Genomic DNA, 21794 nt, shown 5'->3' on the forward strand with positions numbered 1-21794 from the left:
CTGAAGGCGATGTGTTTGAACCTGTTGAAAGCCGCCAACAGGCTAAGTGCGCCCGCTGCCGCCTAAAAGGCGGCCCGGATGCCTGATTATCGGGTATCCGGGGGGGATTAAGGGGATATTCGGGTAAAATTAGGAGGTATTTGGGGCGAAAACAGCCGAAAACCTGTGTTTGGGTTTCGGATGCCGAAGGAAGGGCTTTTTTGCAAAGGCCTCATGCCGTCTGAACAGGCTTCAGACGGCATTTTTGCCGCGTGCCGGATGCGGAAACCAATCAGGCGTAATGTCGTGCAAGAAAACCGGGCAGTTCGGACAAACCGTCCAATACGGAGAGATGCGGTGCGCCAAGGAGCTGTTCGCGCGAATGTGCGCCGGTGGCAACGCCGACTGCCGCCGCGCCTGCGTTTGCCGCCATATGCAGGTCGTGCGCCGTATCGCCGACAACCAATGCCTCTTTCGGGTCGAGTCCCAGTTCGCCGCAGAGTCCGAATACCATTTCGGGCGAGGGTTTGGAGGGGTATTCCCCCGCGCAGGCGGTGGCGAGCCAATAGCCGCCGGTGGCGGTTTGGCTGATGGCGTTGTCCAAACCCGCCCGCCCTTTGCCCGTGGCGACGGCAAGCCGGAAGCCTTGCGCTTTGAGCTTGTCCAGACAGGGCGGGGCATCGGGAAAGAGTGTCATATTGCGGTTGTTGGGATTGAGGTAATGCGCGGAATAAGTGCGCGCGATGTCGGCAACGGCAGCTTCAGAAGGCATTTCGAGCAGGGCGCGGATGATTTCGGGCAGGCTGTATCCGATCAGGCTGCGGACGCGCTCCGCTTCGGGCGGCGGAAAACCGCATTCGGCGAAGCTGCGGCGCATGGTGTCGATGATGGGTTGGGTCGTATCGGCAAGCGTGCCGTCCCAGTCGAAGATGATGAGTTTGGGCGGGGTCATGGCAGGTTGGTTGCAGTAAAAAAGCAGATTTTATGCGGAAAACGCAGACGTGTCGCATTTTCGACAAAATTTGTCGGCTGAGCGATATGTTTTTCCGAACAAGCCGCGTTGTGCTTTATTAAAATAGAACCATTATCATTTATACAGATGGGACAGTTTATGTCAGTTTTCCGCATCAATATGGCCGCCGCCACGGTTTTGGCAGCACTCTCGTCTCCGGTTTTTGCCGCACAAACGGCGGATTTGGAAACCGTCCATATCAAAGGGCAGCGTTCGTACAACGCGATTGCCACCGAGAAAAACGGCGATTACAGCTCGTTAAAGGCAGCTATATGGATGACCGCCTCAATACCCGCGTCTCCCCCTGCCGCCTGAAAGACAAAAACGCCGCCGAACCCGAACAACCGCAACACCCGTTACGCCGCATTGGGCAAACGCGTGATGGAAGGCGTTGAGACCGAAATCAGCGGTGCGATTACACCGAAATGGCAAATCCATGCAGGTTACAGCTATCTGCACAGCCAAATCAAAACCGCCGCCAATCCACGCGACGACGGCATCTTCCTGCTGGTGCCCAAACACAGCGCAAACCTGTGGACGACTTACCAAGTTACGCCCGGGCTGACCGTCGGCGGCGGCGTGAACGCGATGAGCGGCATTACTTCATCTGCAGGGATGCATGCAGGCGGTTATGCCACGTTCGATGCGATGGCGGCATACCGCTTCACGCCCAAGCTGAAGCTGCAAATCAATGCCGACAACATCTTCAACCGCCATTACTACGCCCGCGTCGGCGGCACGAACACCTTTAACATTCCCGGTTCGGAGCGCAGCCTGACGGCAAACCTGCGTTACAGTTTTTAAAGACCAATATGCCGTCTGAAACGGCAGCCGCAGCATAATCAAACCACAACAAGCTGCGCGGCATACCCTATGCGCTCACAACCGGAGTATGGCATTGCGAAGGAAAACAGACCGAACCGGCAGGCAGACCGCTTTGCCGGTTCGGTTTTACCGCTTGCCGCCAGTCTGACCCACAAGCCGAACATCATGAAACCCATACCGACCGACACATTCCAACCTGCCATACTGCCCCAAGCCTTTGAAACCGAAATCAAATCCACCTGCACGGGGCGAATCTATCGGATTCAGACGGCAACACTCGGCGAAATGCAGTCTGAAGGCTATCCCGTCCTCTTTGTCCTCGACGGCGAAGCCTTTTTCCCGCGCTGTACAACATCATGCAGTCGCTGATGAACAACCCCGTTACCCGAAGCAACGCCCCCTGCCTGATTGTCGGTATCGGCTACACGACAGGCAGTGTGCGCGACCTGGCGCAGCGTGCCGCCGACTACACGCCGCCGCTTGGAGACAACGCCACAGCAGACGAACGGCGGCAGTTCGGACAGGCAGACCGCTTCGCCGACTTTATCGACAGCGAACTGACCGCCTTTTTAGAAAGCCGCTACACCCTTAACCGTAATGAAACCGCCGTATTCGGACACTCGTTCGGCGCACTGTTCGGACTGTATTCCCTGCTTTCCCACCGCTGTTTCAGACGGCATTGGCTCGTATCCCCTCGATTTGGTGGCACAACAGGCGGATACTCGACTTTATGCCGTCTGAAAACCGGCTGGACGGCATCGATGCCTGCCTCAACATCGGCGCACTCGAGCGGAGCAGCGGTTGCAAACGCAGGGAAGAACGCGACATGGCAGGGCAGGCCGAACAAATGGCGGCAGAGTTGGACAGGCGCGGGACCGCCGTATTTTTCCGGGAATATCCGAATGCCGACCACGGCAATGTCCCGTTTTACTCGCTGACCGACTGCGTCGAATATTTGAGGGAAGCGTGGCAACGGTAGGGGGAATCAAATATATGACTGCTTTGTTTTGCATCGGAAAATATAGCGGATTAACAAAAACCGGTACGGCGTTGCCCCGCCTTAGCTCAAAGAGAACGATTCTCTAAGGTGCTGAAGCACCAAGTGAATCGGTTCCGTACTATTTGTACTGTCTGCGGCTTCGTCGCCTTGTCCTGATTTTCGTTAATCCACTATAACAAGAGCTACCTAAGGGTTATTGCTCCCGTCCTCATTTCGCAGTGCTACAATTTTTGATAGTTCGCGCCGACTTTGCCCGTGGTTGTCGCTCCCGTTCTCATTTTATCTTGATATAAAAATCCCTGCTTCAGGTCGTCTGAAACAGGGATAGATTAATTTAACGGACGGGCGGGCGTTTTTTCAGGCGGCACGGTCTGATTTCTTTGCCCGGTTCGTCGATTTGGTATTTTTGGAATGAAAGGGCGGTTTTGACACCGATACTTTTGAAAATGCCGTTTTTCCCTTTGGTGCTGTCTGTGTCATGTACACGGATATCAATCGCCCCGGTTGATTTATTTAGGCTGGCGAAATAACCAAAAAATACGTTTTTCTTGGCAGTTACTTTTATTCAATCATTCGAATAAAGTACGAATGAAACCGGTTTTGGGCTTCAGACGGCATTTGTATTTTTGGTTACCAATTCACGCGCACCGACCGGCTGCCGAGCAATGTTTCCAGTTCGCCGAACAATGCGGAACTCGGTGTAACCGTCCATTTCGGAGGCACTTGAAGCCTGCCCGACGCTTTTTCGTTGGCATACGACAATTGAAGCGGGATGCGCGGCGTGTCGGGCAGTTGGTGGGCGGCGAGCAGCCGTACCAGTCCGCCGATGTCGTGATGCGGGGCAAGGGCGAGGCTGAGGCTGCGGGCGTAGCGTTCGCGCGCCGTTTGCAGGGTCATGACTTGGTTTGCCATGATGCGCAGCCCGTCGCCGCCGCCGTAATCGTCGCGGCTGACTTTGGATTCGATAATCAGCACTTGGTCGGCTTTGAGGCAGTCGGCGCAGTTTTCCAGCGTTTGTCCGCCGACCATGATTTCAGCCTGCCCGCTCGAATCTTCGAGGCTGACGAAGGCGATTTTGCCGCGTTTGCCCATCATGGTGCGCACGGCGGTAACGAATCCGGCGAGGCGCACGCTGTCTTGCGGTTTCAGACGGCCTAATTTGGTCGGGGCGATTTGGCGGACTTCTTGGGCATACGGGCCGAACGGGTGGCCGGACAGGTAAAAGCCGATGACGGTTTTTTCTTCGGCGAGTTTTTCCGATTCGCTCCACATGGGTGCGTCGATGAGCCGCACCGGTTCGATGGCGTCTTCCATCATGTCAAACAGCCCGCCCTGATTGGCGTTGGCGGCTTTTTGGTCGGCGTTGTCCATGGCAAGGTCGATGTTCGCCAAGAGCATGGCGCGGTTGGGTTCGATGCTGTCGAACGCGCCGCCGCGTATCAGGGCTTCGAGGGTGCGGCGGTTCATGTGTTCTTTGCCGACGCGCTCGCAGAAGTCCAACAGGCCGGTAAATTTGCCGCCGCTTTGCCGCGCGGCGATGATGGATTCGACGGCGGCTTCGCCCGTGCCTTTAATCGCGCCGAGTGCGTAGCGGATTTTCATGTTCGGATACGGCGTGAAGCGGTAGTCGGATTCGTTAATGTCGGGCGGCAGGAACTCGATGCCGTTGGCGCGGCAGTCGTCGTAGAAATGTTTGAGCTGGTCGGTGTTGTCCAATTCGGACGACATCGTCGCCGCCATAAATTCGGCGGGATAGTGGGCTTTGAGCCATGCGGTCTGGTAGGAAATCAGGGCGTAGGCGGCGGCGTGGGATTTGTTGAAACCGTAGCCGGCGAATTTTTCCATGTAGTTGAAGATTTCGTCGGATTTTTCGCGCGAAATGCCTTGTTTTGCCGCACCTTCGGCGAAGATTTCGCGGTGTTTCACCATCTCTTCGGGCTTTTTCTTACCCATGGCGCGGCGCAGCAGGTCCGCGCCGCCGAGCGAGTAGCCGCCGATAATCTGCGCCGCCTGCATCACTTGTTCCTGATACACCATAATGCCGTAGGTCGGCGCGAGGATGCCTTCCAGCAGCGGGTGGATGTATTGGAATTCCTGTCCCTTCATGCGTGCGACGAAGTCGGGAATGTTGTCCATCGGGCCGGGTCGGTAGAGCGATACGAAGGCGATGAGTTCTTCAAACTTGGTCGTATGCGCCGTTTTCAGCATTTTTTTCATGCCGGTCGACTCGAACTGGAAGACGGCGGTGGTGTTCGCATCGCGGAAGATTTGGTAGGCAGTCTGGTCGTCAAGCGGAATCTTGCCGACATCGACGATATCGCCGGCGGTGTTTTTGATGTTGTTCTGCGCCATTTCGATAATGGTCAGGTTGCGCAGGCCCAAAAAGTCGAACTTCACCAAACCCACGTCTTCCACGTCGCCCTTGTCGTACATGGATACGGGCGAGGCGGATTCGTCCGCCTGATACACGGGGCTGTAATCGGAAATCTTGCCCGGCGCAATCAACACGCCGCCTGCGTGCATACCCAAACCGCGCGTCAGGTCTTCCAGTTTTTTCGCCAGCGTAATCAGTTCGTCCGCTTCTTCCGCTTCAAGCAATTCCTGAATCTGCGGCTGCGCCTTCATCGCGTCGTCCAAACTCAGGGGTTTGTTGGCTTCCAACGGAATCAGCTTGGACAGTTTGTCGCACAGCATAAACGGCAGTTCCAGCACACGCCCCACGTCGCGGATGACCGCTTTGGACGACATCGTGCCGAAAGTCACAATCTGGCTGACCGCCTGAGCGCCGTATTTTTCGCGCACGTATTCAATCACGCGGCCGCGGTTTGCCTGACAGAAGTCCACGTCAAAGTCGGGCATGGAAACGCGTTCGGGGTTTAGGAAACGCTCGAACAGCAGCGCGTATTTCAGCGGGTCGAGGTCGGTAATCTTCAGCGAATACGCCACCAGCGAACCCGCGCCCGAACCGCGTCCCGGCCCGACCGGACAGCCGTGCGTTTTCGCCCAGTTGATAAAGTCTTGTACGATAAGGAAATAGCCGGGGAATTTCATTTGGATGATGATGTTCAGCTCAAAGTCCAGCCGCTCCTGATATTCCGGCATTTTTGCCGCCCGTTCCGCCTCGTCGGGATAAAGCTGAACCATGCGTTCCTGCAAACCCTCGTTGGAGAGTTTGATGAGACAGTCATCGAGTGATAAACCGTCGGGCGTGGGGAAAAGGGGTAGGAAGTTTTTGCCCAATGTGATGTGCAAGTTGCAGCGTTTGGCGATTTCCACCGTGTTTTCCAAGGCTTCGGGCAAGTCGGCGAAACGCTCCAGCATCGTTTCCGGCGGAATGAAAAACTGGCTCGGCGTGAAATCGCGCGGACGTTTCTTGTCCGTCAGCACCCAGCCGCCCGCGATGCACACCCGCGCCTCGTGCGCGTTGAAATCGTCGCGGTTCATAAACTGTGTCGGATGCGTTGCTACCACCGGCAAACCCAGTTCCTCCGCCAGCTTCACGCTGCCGGAAACGCAAGCCTCCCATTCGGGGCGTTCGGGCAGGCGTTGCAGCTCTAAATAAAACGTATCGGGAAACCATGCCGCATATTTCAACGCCGCCGCACGCGCCGCGTCTTCATTGCCGTTCAACAGATTCACGCCCACTTCGCCGTAATGCGCGCCGCTCAAACAAATCAAGCCGCTGTTGTCGCCGTTTTCCAGCCATTCGGGATTGAGTTCCGCATGATGGATATTGCGGTCTTGGCCGACATAAGCCTCCGTCAAAAGCTCGCTCAAGCGCAGATAACCCGCATCGTTGCGGATAACCAGCATGGCGCGGAACGGCTTGTCGGGCGCATTCGGATTGCCTATCCACACGTCCGCCGCGCCGACGGGCTTAATCCCTGCGCCGCGGCAGGCTTTATAGAATTTCACCAAACCGAATTCGTTCATCAAATCGCTGATGCCCAAAGCAGGCAAACCGTATTCTTGCGCTTTGGCAATCAGTTTTTTAATCCGCACCATACCGTCGGTAATGGAGAATTCGGTATGCAGGCGCAGGGGGATGTAGGTCGGCTCGGTCATGGCAAAATCGGCGTGGACAATAAAAGGCGTATTGTAGCAGGGTTGTCTTTAGATGGCGGTGCAGGTAATGCCGTTTCGGATTCAGACGGCATGACCTGCAAATGTTTTTTGAGCTTTTACGACGGCAAAAAAATGCCTCCTGCCGTGTGGCGGAGGCTTCCCAAGGAGTATTGATAGATATAAAGGACTATCAAACTAGTTATAAGGAACTATATACCTTATTCGGACGGACGGCAAGCAGTTAAATAGATTTTACGTTCAAACAGGTTTTTGATTTCGTTTTGATGCCGATTGCCGGTGTATCGGGCAGTCCGCGTTTGAGGATGTGCATCAGCGTCAATGCGGATTCGTCGGGGAACAGGATTTGCAGCCTGCCGTTGGGCAGGATTTCTTTGGACGGATGGCGGCATACGGGGTTTCAGACGGCATTTTTACGGAACAGGCAGTGCGGACACATCGCCGGTTTTGCGGCAATTTTGGGTGCGGCGGCGGCAGGTGCTACAATAACGCCCTCTTTCTAAAAGGGGACATTATGGAAGCCACCGTCTATCTCGAAGACAACGAATACATCGCTTTGTGCGACCTCTTGAAATTGGCCGGACTTGCCGAAAGCGGCGGACAGGCAAAAGCATTTATCGCCGAAGGGCTGGTGTTGCGCAACGGCGGAACCGAAATCCGCAAAACGGCCAAAATACGCGGCGGAGAAGTCATCGAGTTTGACGGCGCGCGCTTGGAAATCGCCGATGGATACGACCCTGAAGCATAAAGCCGAAGCCCTTTTGGGCGAGCCGCTTTTGGACGAACCCGTCCGCCCCGAGTCGTGGGAATGCTGCGGCAGCGACTGCGGCGAGGCGTGCATTCAGACGATTTACTGGGCGGACAAGGCATGCTACGATGCGCAACGGAAAAAACTGAAGGAAGCGGGTTGGTCGGACGATGCCGTCTGAAAACGGTTGGACTTGATAAAACCACGTTTTCAGACGGTCTTTTATAGTAGATTAAAATTGAAAACGTTCATATCGCCATTCCCTCGAAAGCAGGAATCCGGAAGTTTGAAATAGCGGTTAACCTTAAACATTTCCAATAAATCAAAGTCTGGATTCTCGCCTGCGCGGGAATGACGGCATAGCGGCTTTTCCTTTGCATTTGCCATACACCTGTTTTTTAAAATGACCGCCGCCGCCACACTGTCCGACAACATTGAAACATCCCGTCCTTCATTCACCACCACATAACACCCCATGATAGACCTGCACTGCCATTCCACCGTTTCCGACGGTATGCTCCCCCCCGCCGAAGTCGTCCGCCTCGCACATCAAAACGGCTGCACGCTGCTGGCGTTGACCGACCACGACCACACGGGCGGCATCTCCGAAGCGCGTGCCGAAGCCGACAGGCTCGGTTTGCGCCTGATTAACGGCGTGGAAATTTCGGTAACGTGGCGCGGGCGTACCATACACGTTGTCGGTTTGGATTTCGACGAGCAGGACGAAAACCTGCAAAACCTGTTGGCAGATGTCCGCAAAGGCCGTCTGAAACGTCTTGAAGCCATCGCCGCCAAGCTCGAAAAGAAAGGCATCGGCGGCGCATACGACGGCGCGCTGGCGCTGGCGGCAAACAAAGAAATGGTCAGCCGCACCCACGTCGCCGAGTTCCTCATCAAAAACGGACACGTCAAAAACAAGCGGCAGGCGTTCACCAAATACTTGGGCGACGGCAAATCCTGCGCGGTACGCCACGAATGGGCGACGCTGGCAGACTGCGTCTCCGCCGTCAACGGCGCGGGCGGCATGGCGGTGATTGCCCATCCGATGCGTTATGATTTGTCGGCAACCGCCAAGCGCAACCTGTTTGAAGAATTTAAAAACCTCGGCGGCGCGGGCATCGAAGTCCACAGCGGCAACTGCTGCAAAAACGACCGCCTCAACTACGCGCTTTTGGCAGACCGCTTCGGATTGTTGGCAAGCGCGGGCAGCGACTTCCACCGTTTAGACGACTTCAGCGGCGGCATCCTCGGCGCGTGTCCCGATCTTCCGGAAAACTGCAAACCGGTGCGGGCGCATTTTTCCCGACATTGAATGCGGATGAAAATGCCGTCTGAAAGGTCTTCAGACGGCATTTTTTGCGTTTTAAACGTTGTCGTACGGTTTTCGGACGGTTTTGCCGATGGCGGCGATGCCTTTTTCCAGCGTTTGAGCGTCCTGTGCGATACTCATACGGATGCACTCGCCCGCGTGCGGGTAGTCTTGCGTGTCGATGCCGACGAAGAAATGTTCGCCCGGAATAATCAGCGTACCTTCGGCTTTGAGCATTTCGTACAGGGTTTGCGACGAAACGGGCAGGTTTTCAAACCAGAGCCACAGGAAAATCGCGCCTTCGGGTTTGTGGATTTTCATCGGGTACGCGCCCAGCTCGCGCTTGAGCAGCGAAACGGCGGTTTGCGCCTGATTGCGGTAAAACGGCCGGATGACTTGGTCGGCAAGCCGTTTCATCTCGCCGCTTTCCAGCAGCGGGGCGGCGATGGCCGCGCCGAAGCGCGTGGGGGCAAGGTTCACAATCGCGTTCAGGCTGCTGACGGCTTTGACGGCTTCGGGCGCGGCGACGATGATGCCGGTGCGAACGCCCGGCAGGCCGACTTTGGAAAGGCTGAAGCAGAGGATGATGTTTTCGTGCCAATTCAGCGTTACGCCGCTGTCAATAATGTTGGGGAACGGCATTCCGTAGGCGTTGTCGATAATCGGCGGAATGCCGTGTTCACGCGCCAAAGCGTCCAAACGCGCCATTTCGCCGTCGGTCAACACGTTGCCGGTCGGGTTGGTCGGGCGCGAACAGCAAATCGCGCCGATTTTGCCCGCTTTGAGTTCGGGCAGGTTTTCCAGTGCGTCAAAGTCCACGCGGTATTTGAAGAAGCCTGCTTCGCCTTCGTGTTCGACGTTTTCGATTTTGGGTTTGACGGAAACGAAGTGTCGCCCTTCGACATGCACGTCGGCATAGCCGATGTATTCGGGCGCGAGCGGCAACAAAATGGCTTTTTCTGCGGATGTGCCGTCTGAAAGCTTGAATTTGCCGCCGAAGAGGTTGAATAAATAGAAAAACGCGTTTTGCGAACCGTTGGTCAGCGCGATATTGCCGACGGTCAGGTTCCAGCCGTATTCGCGGTTGGGGAAGGCGGTCAGCGCGTCAATCAGCGCGGCATCGCCTTGGGGATTGGAGTAGTTGCCGATGTTCTCGACGGCGTGTTCCGCCGCCAGCTTGGAAAATATGTCGGCGAACGCCCGATCGATTTCGGGAATGCGCGCCGGGTTGCCGCCGCCGAGCATATTGACGGGCTTGTCGCTTTTGAGCGCGTCGCCGAGGTCGTCCATCAGTTGCAGGATGCCGCTGTGTTGCGTGAATTTTTCGCCGAATGCCGAGAACTGCATGTCAAACTCAGTGTGTGTAAGGCAGATTGGTTTGTACGGTATGCCGTCTGAAGGTTCAGACGGCATTTTTTCTGTGTGTTTCGCATACCCAAAGCAGGTCGCAGATGCCGCCGGTCGGGGTAAAGCCGGTCGGGGCGTTGACGAGCAGGTCGCGGATTGCCTGCTGGTCGTAACGGTCGCAGGCGGTGCGGATGCGGTCGAGCAGGGCGGAGAGTTCGTGCCACGGCAGCATGGTCTCGTCGGCGGTCATGATGCGCGGATGGCCGGTTTTGCGGACGTTGTCGCCGATGAGCAACTCTTCGTAGAGTTTTTCGCCGGGGCGCAGCCCGGTAATGAGGATTTCGATGTCGCCGTCGGGCTGTTCGGGCGTTTTGGGTTTGAGTCCGCTTAAGGTAATCATTTGGCGGGCAAGGTCGGTGATTCTGACGGATTCGCCCATATCGAGGACGAACACGTCGCCGCCTCTGCCCATCGCGCCGGCTTGGATAACCAGTTGCGCCGCTTCGGGTATGGTCATGAAATAGCGCGTGATGTCGGGGTGGGTCAGGGTGATGGGGCCGCCTTCGGCAATCTGTTTTTCAAACAGCGGGACGACGGAGCCGGACGAGCCTAAAACATTGCCGAAACGTACCATGCTGAAGCGGGTTTTTTGTCCGGGTTCGGCGGCGAGTGCCTGAAGGCAGAGTTCCGCCATGCGTTTGCCCGCACCCATCGTGTTGGCGGGGCGGACGGCTTTGTCGGTGGAGATGAGGACGAAGGTTTCCACGCCCGAAGCCGTGGCGGCAAGCGCGCATTCGAGTGTGCCGAAGATGTTGTTGCGTATGCCCTCGACGGTGTTGAACTCGACCATAGGGACGTGTTTGTAGGCGGCGGCGTGATAGACGGTCGCAACGGAAAAGGCGGTCATAATGTGCGTGAGCAGCGTGCGGTTTTGCACCGAACCCAAAAAGGGAAGGATTTCGGCGGCGATGCCGTTTCGGGCGCAGTATTCGCACAATTCTTTTTCAACGGTGTACAGGGCGAATTCGGACAGCTCGAACAGCAGCAGCCTTTCGGGGCGGCGGCGGATAATCTGGCGGCAGAGTTCCGAACCGATGGAGCCGCCCGCGCCGGTTACCATGACGGTTTTGCCTTCGGTGTCGGCATTCATGAGGCGGTCGTCGGGTGCGACGGAATCGCGCCCGAGCAGGTCGGACACAGAGATTTTTTTGAGCGTGCCGATGCTGATTTTCCCGTCCATCAGGTCTTTCATTCCGGGAATGGTCAACACTTCGCACGGATAGGCTTTCAGTTTGCTGATGATTCGGCGGCGTTGTTCCTGAGTCGCGCTGGGAATGGCGAGCAGGATTTTTTCCACGCCGTAGCGTTCGATGAGGAAGGCGATGGCATCGGGCTGGTAAACGGCAAGGTCGTAGATGACGGTGTGCCAAAGCTTGGGGTTGTCGTCCACAAAGGCGGCGGCGGAATATTCGCGCATCTGTTTGACGGCTTCAAGGAGCTGCCGACCCGAACGCCCCGCGCCGTAAATGATGACGGGGTCATGTGTTTTTTTCTGGTGGTCGGACAGGAGTCCGCGCAAAACCATACGCGAGCCGGTCACGGAAACAAACAGCAGTAAGAAATAGACAATCGGCAGGGCGAGGCGCAGCCTTTCTTCAAAAATCAATGTGTTGAGGAAGAACAATACGGCGGAGGCGAGGCTGCCGGCAAAGGCGGTGGTCAGGACGTGGAAACTGACAAAGCGTGTAACGGCGCGGTAAAGCCCCATTCGGATAAATAATGTGATGGTCAGCAAGGCAGTCAGCAAAAAAGACTGCCAGTTGGCAAAATCGAACCATTCGTCCGAGTAGTCGGCCTTCAGGCTTTGGGTGAACCAAAAGGCGGTGAAAATCATCAGAAAATCGTGTATGAGGAAACAGATTTTCTTGATGTTGCGCGGCAGGGCGATCAGGGTTTCCAGATTCATATCGTGGGGCGGTATGTGCTTTCAGGCGGCATATGCCGTCTGAAGGGTTATCGTGCGGCTTCGGTCAGGACGGCTTCGATGTGTTTTTTGCAGAACGCGATTTCGTCGTCGGTCAGCGTCGGGTGCACCAAGAACGTCAGGGCGGTGCCGCCCAGTTCGACGGCGTTTTTCAGCCGCTCTTTGGGCCGCCACGGCGTGTTGTCGAAGGCTTTTTCCAAATACACTTCGGAGCAGCCGCCTTGATAGCAGGGGACGTTGCGCGCGTTCAGTTCGCTGACGATGCGGTCGCGCGTCCAGTCGTCTTTCAGGTGTTCGGGTTTGACGAAGGCGTAGAACTTGTATTGCGCGTGTCCGATGTAGCCGGCGACTTCAATCAGGCGGATGCTTTTGAATTTGCGCAAACTTTCTGCCAGCTTGGCGGCGTTTTCTTGGCGGCGCGCCGTCCATTCGGGCAGGTGTTTGAGCTGGATGCGGCCGATGACAGCCTGCATTTCCATCATGCGCCAGTTGGTGCCGAAACTTTCGTGCAGCCAGCGGAAACCGGGCGCGTGTTCGCGGTGGTACACGGCATCGTAGCTTTTGCCGTGGTCTTTGTACGCCCACATTTTTTCCCACAGGGTTTTGTCGTTGGTCGTAACCATACCGCCCTCGCCGCCGGTGGTGATGATTTTGTCTTGACAGAACGACCACGCGCCGACGTGCCCGATAGAGCCGACGGATTTGCCTTTGTAGGTCGCGCCGTGCGCTTGGGCGCAGTCTTCAATCACCCACAAATCATGTTCTTTTGCCAAAGCCATGATGCCGTCCATTTCGGCAGGCATACCGGCAAGGTGGACGACAATGACGGCTTTGGTATTCGGGGTCAGCACGGCTTTGACGGTTTCCGCGCTGATGTTTTGGCTGTTCAAATCCACGTCGGCAAACACGGGGTTTGCGCCCGCGTTCACAATGCAGGAGGCGGAGGCGAGGAAGGTGCGCGAGGTAACAATCACATCGTCGCCCGCGCCTATGCCGATTGCTTTGAGTGCGGCATCGAGCGCAAGCGTGCCGTTGGAAAGGGCGACGGCGTACCGCGTGCCGGCAAAGGCGGCAAATTCTTTTTCAAATTCGCGGCATTCGCTGCCCGTCCAGTAGTTGACTTTGTTGGACAGCAGGACTTTGGAAACGGCATCGGCTTCTTCTTGGGTGAAGCTCGGCCATGGGGAAAGGGCGGTGTTCAGCATGGTGTTTGGTCCGTCGGGTTCGGACGGCATTTCCGACCCTATGCCGTCTGAAGGGGGCGTGTTCCGAAGAATCGGGCGCGCGCCGCAGGTGTTGTCAAAATCGGTTTGTACGGAAGTTTATTTTAATCGCTTATGCCGTCCCGGTCTTGGGGTTTTTGCCCGTAAGGGGCTTTGCCGGGTTGCCCGCGACGGTCATGCCGTCCGGGATGTCGCATACGATAACCGCCCCTGCACCGGCGGTAACCCCGCTGCCGACGGTTGTCTGCTGGCGGCTGCACGCGCCCGTGCCTATCCGGCTTTCTTCGCCGATACGCGTGTTGCCCGACAGGTGCGCGCCCGGGCTGATGTGGACGAAAGCGTCAAGCAGGCAGTCGTGATCGACGGTGGCGGCAGTGTTCACAATCACGCCGTCTTTCAATACGCTGCCGGCCTGTACGACGGCTTTCGCCATTACGACGCTGCCTTGTCCGATTGTTGCAGAAGGCGAGACGGTCGCGTCGGGATGAATCAGAACGGGCAGTTTGAAGCCGAGCGCGGCGGCTTTTTCGGTGATTTGGCGGCGGATGCGGTTGTTGCCGACGGCGACGGTGATGTCGAATTGTTCGGGCGATAAACTGTTTTCAAGCAGCAGCGTCGTGCCGATGACGGGGAAGCCGTTGACGCTGCCTTGGGTGCGGTCGTCCAGAAAAACGATTTCGCCGTATGTGCCGAGTGCGGCGGCAAGCTCGGCAACGACTTTGCCGTGTCCGCCCGCGCCGATAACGGCGAGTTTGCGATTCCCCGCGAAAGGGGGCATGGTGGCTTCCCCTTCCGCCGAAATGCCTTCTTTAATCAAGACTTTTTTGACTGTCAGAAACAGGATTTTCATATCCAGCCAAAAGCTGAAATTGTCGGTGTACCAAACATCGCAGGAGAACTTTTCGTCCCACGAAAGCGCGTTGCGCCCGTTGACCTGCGCCCAGCCGGTAATGCCCGGTTTCATTTCGTGGCGGCGGTTTTGAAATTTGTTGTAAAGCGGCAGATACTGCATCAAAAGCGGGCGGGGGCCGACCAGGCTCATCTCGCCTTTGAGGACATTCCATAATTCAGGAAGTTCGTCCAAACTGGTGGCGCGTAATTTTTTGCCGAAGGGCGTGAGCCGCTCGCTGTCGGGCAGCGGAATGCCGTCTGAATCAAGCGCGTCGCGCATGGAACGGAATTTGACCATTTTAAAAGGTTTTCCGTCCTTTCCGGGGCGTTCCCGAATGAAGAAGACGGGCGAACCCAGATTCTTGCGGATGAGGTATATCAAAACCAGAAACACGGGCGACAGGGCAATCAGCCCCGATGCGGAGGCGACAATGTCGATGAGGCGTTTGAAAAATTTATTCATCAGCTAATCTTTCAATCAGGTTGACGATTTTTTGATAGGCAACGTCGCGCTTGAAACGGCGGACGATTTCTTCGGACTGAACAGGATCGTTTTTGCGCTTCAAAATATCTTTGGCGGCTCGAACGAAACCGTCCACATCGCCGGAACGGTAGTTCGCATGCGGCAGCAGGGTAAGGACTTCGGCAACTTCGTCGTTGACCTGGCTGTTCGGAATCGGTTTTTGCAAAGCCATATAGTCGGAGAGTTTGTTGGTAATCGATGCCATTGAATAGGACCGGATGGCGTTGACAGCAATGTCGCAGCCTTTGGCGACCGACATCATTTCGGCGTAAGGGATGTAGCCGTAAAACTTGATGCCGTCGCAGGCATATTGTTTGAGCCTGTCCAAATCGGGGCCGCCGCCCATAATGTGCAATTCGACGTTTTCCCCGTCGTCCAACAGCTTGCGAACGCCTTTGCACACGGTTTCCACGTCATAGTTGTAACTGAGCGTGCCCAAGTAGAAAAAGCGGGTTTTGTCGTCGCCAAAATCTTTGGCAGGTGCGGCATCGAGTTTGGGAAAGTCAGCACCAATATAGATGACTTCGCCGGGTACGTTCGGATTGGTTTCTTTGGCGCGGTCGAGATAAGTCTGCGATACGGCAACCAGCGCGTCGGCGTAGCGGTAGGCCCGGTTGGCGCGTGAAGCAAAGGGCAGCAGCTTGTGCGGTACTTTTTTCAAAAACGGTACGACCGAGGAGAAAGACTCCGGCCATACGTCCTGCACATCGACAATCAGTTTGTAGCCCAAACGCGCTTTGTGTTTGCCCAACAGCAGGTTGGTGGCAATCAGCGGATAGGCGGAATAGATGACGTCTTGTTCGCCCGGACGGCAGTTTTCCAACCATTTTTCAAAATGTTTGACGAAGCGGTGATGGCTGGTCACGCGTCCCAAAGATACGTTTTTGCTATATCCGCTTTCTTCCAACAGTATGACTTTCAGACGGCCTTGTGAGGCGGCCTCGGCATCTTCGGGCCGTCTGAAAGATTTGTCGTAGTGCTTGAAGTTGCTGGTAATCAGCAACACGTCGTGCGATTGCGACAATAGTTCTGCCAGATACCAAAAGCGGTTGAAATGCGGTTCGGACGGCAGCGAGCAGTAGGGGGCGGCTATGGTAATGTTCATGTTTCAGACGACCTTACATTTCGTACGCAGCCATGGTGGTGCGGTAGATTTCGTCGTCGGAGCATAAGGTTTCGACATGTTTGTGCAGGGCTTTGCCCATTTGGCTGCGCAACTCTGGATGCTTGATGAGTGTATCGACGGCTTCGATAAACGCTTCGTCATCGCCGAAAGGAATGCAGTAGCCGGTTTGGCCGGTAATGACCATTTCGGAAATGCCCGCCATGTTGTAGGTCACGACAGGCGTGTCGTAAAGGCCGGCTTCCAAAATATTGTTGCCGACACCTGCGCCGTGGTCACCTACGCAATGCGGCGTGTTCACTAAAATATCGACTTCTTTGAAGTAGCCGGTCAAATCGCGGACGCCGCCGAGGAAGGTCACTTTGTCTTCAATACCCAAACGTTTGGCTTGGGCTTTGAGGTTGTCCATTTCTTCTCCTATGCCCGCCATGTTCAGGCGTACGGGTATATTGCGGCCAACCATTTTCTTCAAAATATCCAACATCAGATGCACGGCGCGGACGGTGTCCAAACGGGAAAGTGTGCCGAGTACGGCGCATTCTTTTTCGGTTTTCCGGAAATGAAATTCCGGGGGGGGTGTTGTAGGCGTAGGCAATCCGGCCGGCGGGGAAGCCGTGGCGGATGAGCTTTTCGCGTTCGTGTTTGCAGTTGCCGATGATGTACGCGCCCAGCTTGTCGAAGAGTTTGGCGGTTTTGGGGTAGGTTGCCGCGTCCAAACCGTGCGAGTGGCAGATGATTTTGGTTTTCGGTGAAACGATTTTGGCGGCAAGGGCGCAGGCCGGGACGACGCGCGCCATTTGGCAGTCGATGATGTCGGGTTGTTCGCGGCGCAGCATCCGGGCGTAGGCAAAGGTGCTTTTAAGGTAGCCGGCAAGCCCGCCCCGGTAAAAATCAACCGGCTGCCAACGGATGCCCGATGCTTGCGCCTCTCCGACAAAAGGGCCGTCCGAGGAGGCGAGGATGATGTCGTGCCCGTGCCGTTTGAGCAGCCGCCCGAGGCGGACGGTGGCGGTTTCTGTGCCGCCCAGGCCCGACATAGAAGTAGTCAGGATGATTTTCATAATGGGAAACCTTGTTTTTTCAAATAATGAAACAGTTTGTGCAAATTTTTCCGGTGGCGCAGGATGCAGCCTGCCAGATATGCCGCCCATACGCCGGCAAACAGGGGGTAGTTTGCCGGTGTGCCGAAGCAGGTGTAGGCCGCCGAGGAGGCCAGGCAGAACAATGTGTGCATATAAAGCGGCAGGCGTTTGAGCGGCTGCCACAGGCGGCAGGAGCTTTCTGTCTTGAAAACAAAAAACAACCAGAATGAGGCGGCACAGGCAACCGCCGCGCCCCGCGTGCCGCCGGACGGTACGGCAAGCCCCAGCAGCAGCAGGTTTGCCGCCAGCGCGCCCAAGGTGGCAAGCGCGATCGGACGCGTTTTGCGGACGACGTTCAAACCGATGCCGCTGATTTCGGTCAGCGTGTAAAACAGCGGCGGCAACATGCACGATACGACGGTAAACCGGACGGCGGCGTAGTTTTCCGGCAGCAGGAGGGAGGCGAGGGGCGAGAAAATTCCGGTCAGGCAGAGGGCGGAGGCAAGCAGGGCGGCGGCGGATTCTGCCGTTGCCGAGAGGCGGGCGGGCGTGGCGTTTTCTTCGATTGCACGGAAAATATACGGTGTCCAGACCGTTGAAAAGATGCTTTGGAGCAATAATGCCGCCCCGCCGAACGAAATACCCATCGAATAAACGCCGAGCTGTTCCAGGCCCGCATATTTTTTCAGGAACAAACGGTCGGCGGATGCCAGCCCCCAATAGGCAAGGCTGCTCAGTGCGAGCGGTATGCCGTAGCGCAGCCCCCGGTGCAGGACGGCGGGCGAAAACGGCGCGCGCCGGACGGCCTTCAGACGGCATCGGTTTTGAAACAGCAAAAAGGCGGCGGCGGCAAGGTTTGCCAGCGCGTAAACGGCGGTCAGGACGGCGGTGTTCGCCGGAAAGTGCAGCAGCCCGACCGTCAGCGGCAACAGCAGCAGAATGGCGAGTTTGGGCACGAGTTGCGCGGACGAAAAGGCAAGGGCGCGCCCTTCCATACGCAAAACCAGTAAGAGAAAGCGGATGGGCAGGAAGCTCAGTTCAAACAGCACCAGCCCGATGCCGGCGGCGGCATCGTCGAGCGAAAACAGGATTTCAGACGGCAGGGACGGGCGGGAAAGCAGCAGGGCGGCTATCGCGGCGGAAAACAGCAGCGGCGGCAGGAACAGGGTTTTGAACAAAGTGTCTTTGTCGGCGGCGGCATAGTATTCGCGGACGTATGCCTGATCCAGCCCGAGGCACAATACCGACACCGTCAGTCCCGCCGCCGTCTGCATCAGCACGATGCGCCCGATGTCGTCGGCGGGGAAATACCACGACAGCAGCGGCAGGATGATGACGGCTAAAACCGCGCTGCCGATCGAGCCTGCCGCGTAGCCGAGGATTTCTTTTGTGTCCATTTTTGATGTCCGGTCGGCGGCGGGATGCTGCCTGTGCCGTCTGAAGCCTTTCTTGATCGGAATTTGACGGCTTTCAGGCCGTCGCGGCTGCCGGCGGGGTGCGGCAGCCCGGGTTGCGCTTTTCCGGGCGGGCGGCGGTCTGAACGGGCCGTTTTTTATCGGCGTTATTATATAGTGAAACGGCGGCAAACCCTTTAAAAGGCGTTGCCGTTTTTCCGGAACACGGTTTTGATGTCGTGTCCGAGGATTTCGCTTGAAACGGGTGTCCACAAGGGCGGTGCGGAAAGGGCGGCACGGTTTTCGGGCAGGGAAAACAGGTCTTTGCCGCCGCCGAGGATTTTGGGCGAACGGTACAGCACGATTTCGTCCGCCAAATTTTCCGCCAAAAATGCGGATGTGAGTTCGGAGCCTGCTTCGACCATGATTTCGCCGAAACCTTCGTCGGCAAGGAGGCGCATCAGATGGTGCAGGTCGATTTTGCCGTCTGCCGTTTCAGACGGCATCAGGATGCGGATGTGTGCGTGTTCCCGATAGGGGCGGAGTTTGTCTTCATCGCGTTCCAAGGTGGCGATGTAGGTCGGAGATTGTCCGTCGGTAACCAAATGGCTGTTCGGGGGCAGGCGCAGGCGGCTGTCTAAAACGATGCGTGCGGGTTGGCGCAAAGTTGGAAAAGCGCGGACGTTGAGCCGGGGATTGTCTGCCAACACCGTGCCGATGCCGGTCAGCACCGCGCAGCTTTCGGCACGCAAAACCTGTACGTCGGCACGCGCTTCCTCGCCGGTAATCCAAAAGCTGCTGCCGTCTGAAAGGGCGGTTTTGCCGTCCAGCGAAACGGCGCATTTGAGGCGGACAAAGGGGCGGCGGCGTTCGATGCGCGATAAAAATCCCCGGTTGAGTTCGCGTGCTTTGTTTTCAAGTAGTCCGCATTCCGTCTTGATGCCCGCTGCTTTGAGCAGGACAAGCCCTTTGCCTGCAACCGGCGGGTTGGGGTCGCGCATGGCGGCGACGACGCGTGTTACGCCGGAACGGAGCAGGGCTTCGGCGCAGGGCGGTGTGCGTCCGTAATGGCTGCACGGTTCGAGGGTAACAAAGGCGGTCGCGCCTTTTGCCATTTCCCCCGCCTGACGCAGGGCGTGGACTTCGGCATGGGGTTCGCCCGCTTTGACGTGGAAGCCCTGTCCGACAATTTGTCTGCCGTGTGCGATAACGCAGCCGACGCGCGGGTTGGGCGAAGTGGAAAAACGCCCCAAAGCGGCAAGTCGGAGGGCGTTTTCCATCATGGATATATTTGTGTCCGAAAACATAGGGATACCGTATCAGTATGGGTTGGGGGAATCAGGTTTTGCCGCCTGTTTTGACGGCTTGCGCCAGCCACGAGGCAAAGTCTGCCGGATTGTCGAAGCGTTTGTGCAGGGCGGCGAAACGGACGGCGGCTTCCGTGTTTTGCCCGAACAGCTCCTCCAGCACGATTTCGACAAGTTCGGATGAGGATATGTCGCGCTGACCCGAAGTGTAGAGCCTGTGTTCCGTCAGGCGGACGGTTTCGTCAATCTGTTCGGGTGTCAGGGCGGATTTTCGGGCGGCGGCGGTCAGGTCGTTGCGGAGGCGTTGTGCATTGAAGGGCGAACGTTTCTTGTCCGGACCGATGACGGCGGGCATTTTGAGTTCGGCGGTTTCGAGTGTGCCGAAGCGTTTGCCGCAGCCGGGGCAGTGGCGGCGGCGGCGGACGGTATTGCGCTCTTCCATCAGGCGGGAATCGGCAACTCGGGTGTCTGGGTGGCTGCAAAACGGGCATTTCATGGTATTTCCTCACTGATGCCGTCTGAACGTCAAACCGATACGCCGGCGGCGCGGGCGATTTCCAGGCCTTCTTCGGCACTCATATAGACGGGATTTTCGGGACGGTCGTGCCGGACGATGTTGCCTTCGCGGAACATGACCAGTTCGTTCACGGCAAGTTGGGACCACGATTCATCGCGAGTCAGCGGCAGGGTGGAGATAACGGCGACGCGGTCGTCCGGCGTGGTTACTTCGGCAAAATCGACCATTACATCGTCGTCGAGCAGGCGCGCTTTGCCGAACGGGGCTTGGCGGACGATGTAGTGCAGCAGCGTGCTGGCGTGGGCAAACAGGGAAATGCCGTCTGAAAGCATGAAGTTAAACAGCCCGAACTTGCGGATTTCGTGCGTCAGCCCCGCAATCGCGTCAAACAGCGTGTCGTCGTCGGGACGGGCGGCAAAGCGGGTGCGCAGGCGGTTGAGGATGTGGCAGAACGCGCGTTCGGAATCGGTTGTGCCGACGGGGTGGAAAAATTCTCCTTGTTCGGGGAAAAAATCGACCAAATGCCCGTTGTGGGCAAACAGCCAGTAGCCGCCCCACATTTCGCGCATAAAGGGATGGGTGTTCGCCAGCGAGGTTTGACCTTGCGAGGCTTTGCGGATGTGGGCGACGACGTTTTCCGATTTAATCTGGTAGGCGCGTACGAGGTCGGCGACGGGGGAATTTGCACTCGGCTTGTCGTCATGGAACAGGCGCACGCCTTTGCCTTCGAAAAAGCCGATGCCGAAACCGTCGGCGTGATGGTCGGTAATGCCGCCCCTGCGGCGGAAGCCTTCAAAGGAAAACATAATATCGGTCGGCGTATTGCAGTTCATGCCCAGCAGTTGACACATAGTTTGTCCAAATGATTCAGATGGTCGCAAGTATTCGGATTATACCCCGAACTGAAAATGCCGTCTGAAATACGGCTTGTTCCCCATTATTCCCGCGAAAACAGAAAACAAAGACGGAAACTTAAGATTCCGTCATTCCCGCGCAGGCGGGAATCCGACTTGTCCGGTTTCGGTTGTTTTTCGTTCCGTAACTTTTGAGCCGTCATTCCCGCGCAGGCGGGAATCTGGAATTTCAATGCCTCAAGAATTTATCGGAAAAAACCAAAACCCTTCCGCCGTCATTCCCACGAAAGTGGGAATCTAGAAATGAAAAGCAACAGGAATTTATCGGAAATGACCGAAACTGAACGGACTGGATTCCCGCTTTTGCGGGAATGACGGCGACAGGGTTGCTGTTGCGGATTAACAAAAACCGGTACGGCGTTGCCCCGCCCCGGCTCAAAGGGAACGATTCCCTAAGGCGCCCAAGCACCGGGCGAACCGGTTCCGTACCATTTGTACTGCCTGCGGCTTCGCCGCCTTGTCCTGATTTTTGTTAATCCGCTATATTCCGGATAAATTCCTGTGATTTTGAATTTCCAAATTTCCATCTGCGC

The 21794-nt window shown here is 56.7% G+C and carries 16 protein-coding genes and 4 pseudogenes; 7 read left to right on the forward strand and 13 right to left on the reverse strand.

What is annotated here, in order from left to right; genetic code table 11:
- Positions 1 to 271 precede the first annotated feature (271 nt).
- On the reverse strand, positions 272 to 931 hold the full coding sequence (locus DFR77_RS04215; RefSeq protein ID WP_003692521.1) for an HAD-IA family hydrolase: 660 nt from the start codon (positions 929 to 931) through the stop codon (positions 272 to 274).
- 159 nt (positions 932 to 1090) lie between these two features.
- On the opposite strand from DFR77_RS04215, the gene DFR77_RS04220 reads away from it, so the two are divergent.
- The 3 genes and pseudogenes from DFR77_RS04220 to DFR77_RS04235 all read left to right on the forward strand — a co-directional run bounded on the left by DFR77_RS04220 (position 1091) and on the right by DFR77_RS04235 (position 2795).
- Positions 1091 to 1306, forward strand: coding sequence for a hypothetical protein (locus tag DFR77_RS04220; RefSeq protein ID WP_020996764.1), 216 nt, complete (start codon positions 1091 to 1093; stop codon positions 1304 to 1306).
- A pseudogene (locus tag DFR77_RS04225) lies at positions 1252 to 1795 on the forward strand (TonB-dependent receptor domain-containing protein); the annotation flags it as partial. The gene DFR77_RS04220 and the pseudogene DFR77_RS04225, both read left to right, overlap by 55 nt.
- Before the next feature lie 69 nt (positions 1796 to 1864).
- Positions 1865 to 2795, forward strand: a pseudogene (locus DFR77_RS04235) (alpha/beta hydrolase).
- A 355-nt stretch (positions 2796 to 3150) separates the two neighbouring features.
- Here DFR77_RS04235 and DFR77_RS13975 read toward each other — a convergent pair.
- Positions 3151 to 3381, reverse strand: a pseudogene (locus tag DFR77_RS13975) (hypothetical protein); the annotation flags it as partial.
- A gap of 65 nt (positions 3382 to 3446) precedes the next feature.
- Positions 3447 to 6881 (reverse strand): DNA polymerase III subunit alpha, encoded by a 3435-nt coding sequence (dnaE, locus tag DFR77_RS04250; protein ID WP_003687327.1) that lies wholly within the window; start codon positions 6879 to 6881, stop codon positions 3447 to 3449.
- A gap of 284 nt (positions 6882 to 7165) precedes the next feature.
- Between dnaE and DFR77_RS13980 the strand changes: the two genes are divergently transcribed.
- The 4 genes from DFR77_RS13980 (at position 7166) to DFR77_RS04280 (ending at position 8959) form a co-directional block, all read left to right on the forward strand.
- Entirely contained in the window at positions 7166 to 7402 is a 237-nt protein-coding gene (locus tag DFR77_RS13980; protein WP_003704548.1) for a hypothetical protein, read from the forward strand.
- 11 nt (positions 7403 to 7413) lie between these two features.
- Positions 7414 to 7647: an RNA-binding S4 domain-containing protein gene (locus DFR77_RS13985; RefSeq protein ID WP_010950990.1), complete on the forward strand. Its 234-nt coding sequence runs from the start codon at positions 7414 to 7416 to the stop codon at positions 7645 to 7647.
- Positions 7625 to 7828: a hypothetical protein gene (locus DFR77_RS04270; RefSeq protein WP_003692526.1), complete on the forward strand. Its 204-nt coding sequence runs from the start codon at positions 7625 to 7627 to the stop codon at positions 7826 to 7828. The genes DFR77_RS13985 and DFR77_RS04270 overlap by 23 nt, the downstream gene beginning before the upstream one ends.
- A 294-nt stretch (positions 7829 to 8122) precedes the next feature.
- Entirely contained in the window at positions 8123 to 8959 is an 837-nt protein-coding gene (locus tag DFR77_RS04280) for a PHP domain-containing protein (protein WP_003692529.1), read from the forward strand.
- A gap of 51 nt (positions 8960 to 9010) precedes the next feature.
- Here the strand turns inward: DFR77_RS04280 and DFR77_RS04285 are convergent, their stop codons facing one another.
- The 10 genes and pseudogenes from DFR77_RS04285 to DFR77_RS04330 form a co-directional block, all read right to left on the reverse strand.
- On the reverse strand, positions 9011 to 10303 hold the full coding sequence (locus tag DFR77_RS04285) for a valine--pyruvate transaminase (protein WP_010359743.1): 1293 nt from the start codon (positions 10301 to 10303) through the stop codon (positions 9011 to 9013).
- Positions 10304 to 10358: 55 nt separating this feature from the next.
- A complete protein-coding gene (locus DFR77_RS04290; protein WP_003687337.1) occupies positions 10359 to 12269 on the reverse strand; it encodes a polysaccharide biosynthesis protein in 1911 nt (636 codons plus the stop codon).
- 47 nt (positions 12270 to 12316) lie between these two features.
- On the reverse strand, positions 12317 to 13492 hold the full coding sequence (locus DFR77_RS04295; RefSeq protein ID WP_010359745.1) for a DegT/DnrJ/EryC1/StrS family aminotransferase: 1176 nt from the start codon (positions 13490 to 13492) through the stop codon (positions 12317 to 12319).
- Positions 13493 to 13622: 130 nt separating this feature from the next.
- Positions 13623 to 14864, reverse strand: a complete 1242-nt coding sequence (locus DFR77_RS04300; RefSeq protein ID WP_003699467.1) for a NeuD/PglB/VioB family sugar acetyltransferase — start codon at positions 14862 to 14864, stop codon at positions 13623 to 13625.
- Positions 14857 to 16029 (reverse strand): glycosyltransferase, encoded by a 1173-nt coding sequence (locus DFR77_RS04305; RefSeq protein WP_003699470.1) that lies wholly within the window; start codon positions 16027 to 16029, stop codon positions 14857 to 14859. The genes DFR77_RS04300 and DFR77_RS04305 overlap by 8 nt, the downstream gene beginning before the upstream one ends.
- A 13-nt stretch (positions 16030 to 16042) precedes the next feature.
- Positions 16043 to 17108, reverse strand: a pseudogene (locus DFR77_RS04310) (glycosyltransferase family 4 protein).
- Positions 17105 to 18526, reverse strand: a complete 1422-nt coding sequence (locus DFR77_RS04315) for a lipopolysaccharide biosynthesis protein (protein ID WP_003699474.1) — start codon at positions 18524 to 18526, stop codon at positions 17105 to 17107. Before DFR77_RS04315 ends, DFR77_RS04310 begins: the two are co-directional and overlap by 4 nt.
- A gap of 194 nt (positions 18527 to 18720) precedes the next feature.
- Positions 18721 to 19830 (reverse strand): bifunctional diaminohydroxyphosphoribosylaminopyrimidine deaminase/5-amino-6-(5-phosphoribosylamino)uracil reductase RibD, encoded by a 1110-nt coding sequence (gene ribD, locus DFR77_RS04320; RefSeq protein ID WP_003687342.1) that lies wholly within the window; start codon positions 19828 to 19830, stop codon positions 18721 to 18723.
- Between the two features lie 31 nt (positions 19831 to 19861).
- A complete protein-coding gene (locus tag DFR77_RS04325; protein ID WP_003692543.1) occupies positions 19862 to 20326 on the reverse strand; it encodes a transcriptional regulator NrdR in 465 nt (154 codons plus the stop codon).
- A gap of 29 nt (positions 20327 to 20355) precedes the next feature.
- A complete protein-coding gene (locus DFR77_RS04330; protein WP_003687345.1) occupies positions 20356 to 21198 on the reverse strand; it encodes a class II glutamine amidotransferase in 843 nt (280 codons plus the stop codon).
- Positions 21199 to 21794: the final 596 nt, after the last annotated feature.

This window comes from Neisseria gonorrhoeae (genome assembly GCF_003315235.1).
In the GTDB taxonomy this organism is placed as follows: Bacteria; Pseudomonadota; Gammaproteobacteria; order Burkholderiales; family Neisseriaceae; genus Neisseria; species Neisseria gonorrhoeae.